Below are 6762 nucleotides of genomic sequence, written 5' to 3' on the forward strand. Positions count from 1 at the left end.
GGCCATCGCCAGAGTCATGTTTCAGACATCGCCATCTAAAATTCCGGCATCCCTCAGCAAACTCACCTCTGCACTGCGTCGAAGAAACCCGGCGCAGCTTGCGCCCGCGGTGTAGTCTGCTTCCCGCGCTCCCTGATTTTTTACTTGCAAACTGTTCGTCTTTCCGTGAAAGTAGAAACCCGGCTCCCTAGCAATCGAAAGGCAAGGTCGAAAGATGGCCACAATCAAGTTAAGTGATACTTCATCAGCCTCCGTGAATGCGACGGTCCTGGATAACTCCGTTCTTGGAAAGACCACCGGATCGGAAATCCACTTTCTGCGCTCGGATGCAATCGGCGCATTAAGCCAGACCCTCGACCAGGTTCAGATCAATTGCCTGTCGATCGGCTTTAACTGCGAGCCCTCATTTTCTCTAGCCGGCGGCACGGCCAACTTTACAGCGGGCGGCGGCCCCACCGGAGAGATCGATCTCTACAAGCCGGCTGCCGGCGGAGCCTCATGCCCGCTCTTCAAGACCGATCAATTCGGAACCAAAATCGAAATGGGGCGCAACTACTACCTGGCGCTCTCGTTTCAGCTCGGCGTGAAAGCGGGAGGCGCCGCTACGGATGGCGCATATACTTTCACGCCATCCAGCTCCGCTACCGGAAGCGCAAAGCTGTATCTGCCCTTTGGCCCCGGCGTAAACGGAGCCTATCACACCCTGCAGGGCGCGCTTGAAACGTTATTCGGAGCGTTTGCCCTTCCGTCCTCAAAGGATGACCTCCTCGACAACGGCAAGCTTCCCGTAGGGTCCGTCTTCGCCTACGACGCTCAGGGCACGGTTGCATTCAAGACCAAGCTCAACTTTCTGACAGCGATCAATCCCACGGCAACGCCCGGAGTGAGCACCAGCTTTGGACCCATCAGCGTCACCGCGGGACCGAGTGTGGCCATTTGCGGGGGCTTTACGCTCTGCGGGGAAATTGAAACACGCATCTGGAAGAAATCAGCCAGCGTGGTGCAGATCGGCTATTACAAGAAGCAGGGCGCCAGCTTCAACGTTTCTTTTGATGTAAGCGCCGCAGCGGATGTGACCGTCGGAGGATTCGACGTGGTCGCGCAGATATACGGGCTTCTCGGCGATGCGGGAAAGCTCGATCCCGCGTGGCTGAAGGCTCATGTGCCGGCTTCGCTGGCGACGGACGTACAGAACGCCTACAAAGCGGCAGTCGAAACAAAGCTTTCCATTGCCATCGACGAAGAGTGCGATACCGCGGTCACTGACCAGGCGGCATTTTCGTGGAACTTCGATCTTGCTGCTCTCGATGCCGCAGGACAGAGCGCGCTGTCCGATCTGCTCAACGGCGATCTCACCGCCCTGCTGAACGGAGCGGCCCTGCCCGCAGGCATCACAAAAGCCGGAAGCATTCTGGATCGAACGACGGACGTCAAACATACCTTCTCGTTCAACTTTCTCGGCCTCTTCGATCACGCTTCGGTCAACGATGCCACGCTCGATATGTCGGCCAAAGTCTCCGAGGACGGGCAGCTCATCCTCACCGATACCGCGCACCTCACGCGCCTGTCGGCAACAGCCACTCCGCTCGATAAAGTCAAAGCCGATCAGTTGCGCAAGGTCTATGTGGAGGATTGCGTTGCAACCATCGGCTATTCGGCTTCCTTTGGCAACTTTGTTCCCACGCTCAAGGTTGGCTATAACTATTTCTCGTACAAGAGCAACGCGCATCAGGCCGATCTGCAGTTATTTGTGGATACTGCCACGCAGCTCGGTGAGACCAACGCCGCGGGCGACTGGGCCGCGACGCTCCAATCCAATTCCGTCAGCCAGGCAGCCTCTTTATTTGCATCGTTGGGCTACGACGGAGTTTCCGGCAGAAATCTCTTTCTCGATGCGGTTCAAAATCCGCGCAGCATCGCGGACTATCAGCAGGTGGGCCGCAAAGCTCTGCTGAATACGTCGGGTCTTGGATTAAGTCCGCAGTTTGTCGCCGGCATGAACAACCCCGTAATGTGGCCGCAGCTTCTCGATGCGGGCTCATCGCAGAATTTCTATCAGATTCTCGGAGTCGATCTGGCCAACCCACCGCAGTGGGCGGTGGGTTCCTTCACATGGACGCTGCATGTTGTCTTCTGGGCATCCGCCATGCACTCCACGGCTCTCGCGCTTCAGTCTGTGCTGCAATATCTCGCGAAAAATCCGGGCATCTATCCGCTGCATGACGCCGGATTTCTGAGCAAACGCAAAACCTTCGCGAGTCAGTTGCAGAGCGCCATTCAAAAAGCGCCATTGTTTGACGATGCGCTGGGACTCATGACGATCTTCGGCGCGGCAACGCCTCTGAGCAAGTCAGTGACGATCACCTACGCAAGCATCACAAAGACCTACGCATAAGCGCAGCAAATAAAAGAGGGCCGTTGGCGTTATGGTGAAAATACGCACGCGGCTCTCGGCTTATACACTGCAATCCATGAAACATCTCCGCCTTCTCATAGGTCTCCTTGTGGGAGCAACCGGAACTCTGGCTCTCCCGGCACAGGTTACAACTGCCCAAGCCGGAGTATTCGTGCATTCCACGCAGATGATCGTCGTTACTACATCCAGTTGGAACGCAGTCGATGGCCGGCTGCAGCGCTTCGAGCGCAACACATCTCATGAGAAATGGGAGCCCGTAGGCAAGCCGATTTCCATCGTGGTTGGCAGGAACGGAATGGGATGGGGTATTGGTCTACTTGCGCCCGCTGCTTCAGGCATTCGTGCCGCCGCCGATCCTGTAAAGAGAGAAGGCGATGGGAGGTCCCCCGCAGGCATCTTCACACTGGGGACCGCATTCGGCTACGCGTCCCAGCCATTGCCGGGACTCAAGCTCCCCTATCTGAGCCTGACGGCGTCGACGGAATGCGTAGATGATGTGCATTCCAAACACTACAACCGCATCGTGGACCGCTCCACAGTCTCTTCCGACTGGAACAGCTCCGAACACATGCGAGACGCAGGGCGCGCGTATCAATGGGGCGTTGTCATTGATCACAACAGCATCGTGAAGGAAGGCGGCGGCCATCCGCCCGTGCCCGCAGGCGGCTCATGTGTCTTCATGCATATCTGGTCAGGCCCAGGCCAGGGCACGGCAGGATGCACCGCCATGCCGCAAAGCGAGCTGGAAGGCGTGCTTCTCTGGCTCGACTCAGCACGCAAGCCGTTGCTCGTACAACTGCCCGCAGCGGACTACGCAAGGCTCAGTCCTGGTTGGGAATTGCCATTGATTTCTGGCCAGCCTCATCGCTGAAAATCGCAGCAATCAGCTAAATATCCAGGTTCTTCACATCCAGCGCATTGTCCTCGATGAACTTGCGCCGCGCCTCAACATCCTCGCCCATCAGCGTGGTAAAGATCGTCTCCGTCTCCGCAATATCCTCAAGCTTCACCTGCAGCAGCGTCCGCTTCTCCGGATCCATCGTCGTCTCCCACAGTTGCGTGGAAGTCATCTCGCCCAGACCCTTGTAGCGCTGCACCTGGTAGTCCTTCTTGCCCTGATCCACGATGTACTCAAAGAGCTCACGCGCCGTCTGCTTCTCCACCGCCTCGCGTGGAATGCGCGAGGCGCGTGCCGCCTTCGGCTCTGTTTGCGCTTCGGCGCCCTCGGCTTCTTCATCTTCCGCAGCGGCTTCTGAAGCCGCACCGCCCTTGCCCGCAAACTCAATCAGGAACGGCGGCTCCATATACTCCTTGATCAGCGAGTACTTCGCCATCATCTGCCGGTACTCCGGGCTTGAAACCAGCGTCCAGTCAATGCAACGCCTCGCCCCCTGCGAATCCGTAAAGCACACCGACCACGTCCTGTGCTCTTCATCCTGCACCGGCTGCGCCAGCTTGATCTGGAACTCCTCGGCGTGCTTCTCCAGCGCCGCATACAGCCCAGCAATCTTCGCCGGAAGCGCATCCCCCTCCGCCGAAAAGTCCGCGCGATGCGTCAACTCCGCACGCGCCAGCAGCTCCACCAGCGCCTCATTGCGGATGCGCTTGTCCACCTTCTCCACAAAACTGAGATACTCGCCCAGCGTGCTCATAAACCGCGTGCGGTCCGCGCCCTCAATCTTCTGCGCGTTCTCCCCATGGCGAATCGTCGTGCCTTCGCTCGCCCGCTTCACCATCACCTTCACAAACTCGCGGTCGTCCTTGATGTACTGCTCAAAGCGCCCCTTCTTGATCTTGTACAGCGGCGGCTGCGCAATATACACGTTGTCGCGCTTGATCAGCTCCGTCATGTGCCGAAAGAAGAACGTCAGCAGCAGCGTGCGAATGTGCGAGCCGTCCACGTCGGCATCGGTCATCAGAATAATCTTGCCGTAGCGCAGCTTCGCCGGGTCAAAATCATCCTTGCCAATGCCCGTGCCCAGCGCCGTAATCATCGCGCGGATTTCCTCATGGCCCAGCATCTTGTCGTAGCGGGCCTTCTCCACGTTCAAAATCTTGCCCTTCAGCGGCAAAATCGCCTGGAACTTCCGGTCGCGGCCCTGCTTGGCCGTGCCGCCTGCGCTCTCACCCTCCACCAGGTACAGCTCGCAGCGGTCCGGATTCCTCTCGCTGCAATCGGCCAGCTTGCCCGGCAACCCGCCGCCATCCAGCGCGCCCTTGCGCCGCGTCAGGTCACGCGCCTTGCGCGCAGCCTCGCGCGCCCGTGCCGCTTCAATCGCCTTGTTGATGATGCGCTTGGCAATCGGCGGATTCTGTTCGAGAAACGCACCCAGCCGCTCATTGACGAAAGCCTGAACAATGCCGGCAATGTCCGAATTCAGCTTGCCCTTTGTCTGACCCTCAAACTGCGGCTGCGAAAGCTTCACGCTCACCACCGCCACCAGGCCCTCGCGAACGTCGTCGCCGCTCAGGCTTTCCTTCATGTCCTTGAAGAGCCCAAGCTGCTGGCCAATCGCATTGATCGTGCGCGTCAGCGCCGAGCGAAATCCGGAAAGGTGCGAGCCGCCATCCACCGTGTTGATGTTGTTCGCAAAGCTGAACAAAGTATCCGAGTAGCTGTCGTTGTACTGCAGCGCAATCTCAATGTCCACGTTATTGCGCAGCGCTTCCATCGTGATCGGCTTTTCATGCAGCACCTGCTTGCCGCGGTTCAGGTGCTTCACAAACTCGGCAATGCCGCCCGCATACCGGAACTCCGTGCGCTTGGCCTCGCCCGTCTTCGCGTCCGCCGTCCGCTCATCGGTCAGCGTAATCTCCAGGCCCTTGTTCAAAAAAGCCAGTTCGCGCAGCCGCTGCGCCAGCGTGTCGTAGTTGTACTCGGTCGCGGTAAAAATCGTCCTGTCGGGCAAAAAGTGAACCTTCGTGCCGCGCTTCTTGCTCGTGCCGCTCTGGCGCAGATCGCTCACCGGATCGCCGCAGCTAAAGTCCATCTCCCAGGTGTGCCCGTCGCGCCAGATTTCTATGTTGAACTCCTGGCTCAGCGCATTCACGCAGCTCACGCCCACGCCATGCAGACCGCCTGAAACCTTGTAAGTCGAGGAGTCGAACTTGCCGCCCGCATGCAGCTTCGTCAGCACCACCTCCACCGCCGACATCCGCTCGCCGTTCGGAAGCGTCTTCATGTCCACCGGAATGCCGCGGCCGTCATCCACCACCGTGATCGAGTTGTCCACGTGGATGATCACTTCGATCTTGGTGGCAAAGCCCGCCAGCGCCTCGTCCACCGAGTTGTCTACCACCTCGTAGACCAGGTGATGCAGGCCCATCTCGCCCGTCGAGCCAATGTACATGGCCGGGCGCAGGCGCACTGCCTCTAAACCTTCCAGAATTTTGATGCTATCGCCGGTATAGCTGCCGGCCGAGCTCTGGGTTGGGTTCGGAACCTGATTTGTATCGGAGGGCAGAGGAGTGCTTTCAGTCGCCATAAAATTCCATCTCGGCATTCGTTCCGGCAGTCCTACCCAACGCCGCTTGCCGACACGCTTTCCGGCGTTGCGGTTTTGGGCTTAATCGCTTGAAAAAACGAGGACTTTTGGACGACTTTGCCTTTATTAATTTTACCATGCTGAAAGGGAAAAATCCGTCATTTTACCCGTGCTTTAAGAGGTAACCAATCACTATCAGGCAGGTCATCTGCATGAGGCCGAAACAAGCCATTCCCAGGATGGAGAAAAGGAGCAGTGCAGCCCAAAAATTATGCTGAGCTGAACAGCACCTAGGTTACCATCTTATAGTAACAAGCAGTTCTTTTCGCACTGCGATTTCCATTTCCATTCAGGAGAATAATCACATGAAACTTGCCATCCGTATCGCCGCTTTGACCGTTGTTCTCGCCGGTGCCGCTGCCGCCTCGGTTTCTTCGTCCACTTCGCATGTTGTCCCCAGCCATCTGGCCGTCTCCGCTGCTATGCCCGGCCCCGTCTGCACACCCAGCCTGCCTACATGCCAGCAGCCGAAAGCCACAGGAAACTAAGCCCTTAGATCTGATCAAGTCCTGCTGTTCCTATAACCCAAACCCGTATCGAATTTTTTGCCAGGAGAATTATTCCAATGAAACTCGCCCTCCGAATTGCCGCTTTGACCGTAGTTCTTGCCGGTGCTGCAGCAGCTTCTGTCTCGTCGTCTTCCTCGCATATTACCCCCAGCCATCAGGCGGTCTCCGCAGCCATGCCCGGTCCCGTCTGCACACCCAGCCTGCCTACTTGCCAAGTGCCAAAAGCAGCCAGAAACTAAGTGTAATCAATCGAGTTCGTAAGCGTTCGAATGGCGCATGTGGGTAACTCGAA

The 6762-nt window shown here is 57.8% G+C and carries 4 protein-coding genes; 3 read left to right on the plus strand and 1 reads right to left on the minus strand.

All coding sequences use genetic code 11. From position 1 onward, the window contains the following. The first annotated feature begins 253 nt into the window (after positions 1-253). Together ABSG47_RS13270 and ABSG47_RS13275 are read left to right on the plus strand one after the other, a co-directional pair. Positions 254-2395 carry a hypothetical protein gene (locus tag ABSG47_RS13270; RefSeq protein ID WP_424170172.1) on the plus strand — a complete coding sequence of 714 codons (2142 nt, stop codon included), beginning with the start codon at positions 254-256 and terminating at the stop codon, positions 2393-2395. Positions 2396-2567: 172 nt separating this feature from the next. Then, positions 2568-3287: a L,D-transpeptidase family protein gene (locus ABSG47_RS13275; RefSeq protein ID WP_424170173.1), complete on the plus strand. Its 720-nt coding sequence runs from the start codon at positions 2568-2570 to the stop codon at positions 3285-3287. A gap of 16 nt (positions 3288-3303) precedes the next feature. Here ABSG47_RS13275 and gyrB read toward each other — a convergent pair whose 3' ends face one another. Continuing rightward, the gene (gyrB, locus tag ABSG47_RS13280; RefSeq protein ID WP_424170174.1) at positions 3304-5901 is read right to left on the minus strand and encodes a DNA topoisomerase (ATP-hydrolyzing) subunit B; all 2598 of its coding nucleotides are present in this window, start codon (positions 5899-5901) and stop codon (positions 3304-3306) included. 365 nt (positions 5902-6266) lie between these two features. Here gyrB and ABSG47_RS13285 point away from each other — a divergent pair, with 365 nt between their 5' ends. Further along, positions 6267-6449: a hypothetical protein gene (locus tag ABSG47_RS13285; RefSeq protein WP_424170175.1), complete on the plus strand. Its 183-nt coding sequence runs from the start codon at positions 6267-6269 to the stop codon at positions 6447-6449. Positions 6450-6762: the final 313 nt, after the last annotated feature.

The organism is Occallatibacter sp. (assembly GCF_049510455.1).
In the GTDB taxonomy this organism is placed as follows: domain Bacteria; phylum Acidobacteriota; class Terriglobia; order Terriglobales; family Acidobacteriaceae; genus Telmatobacter.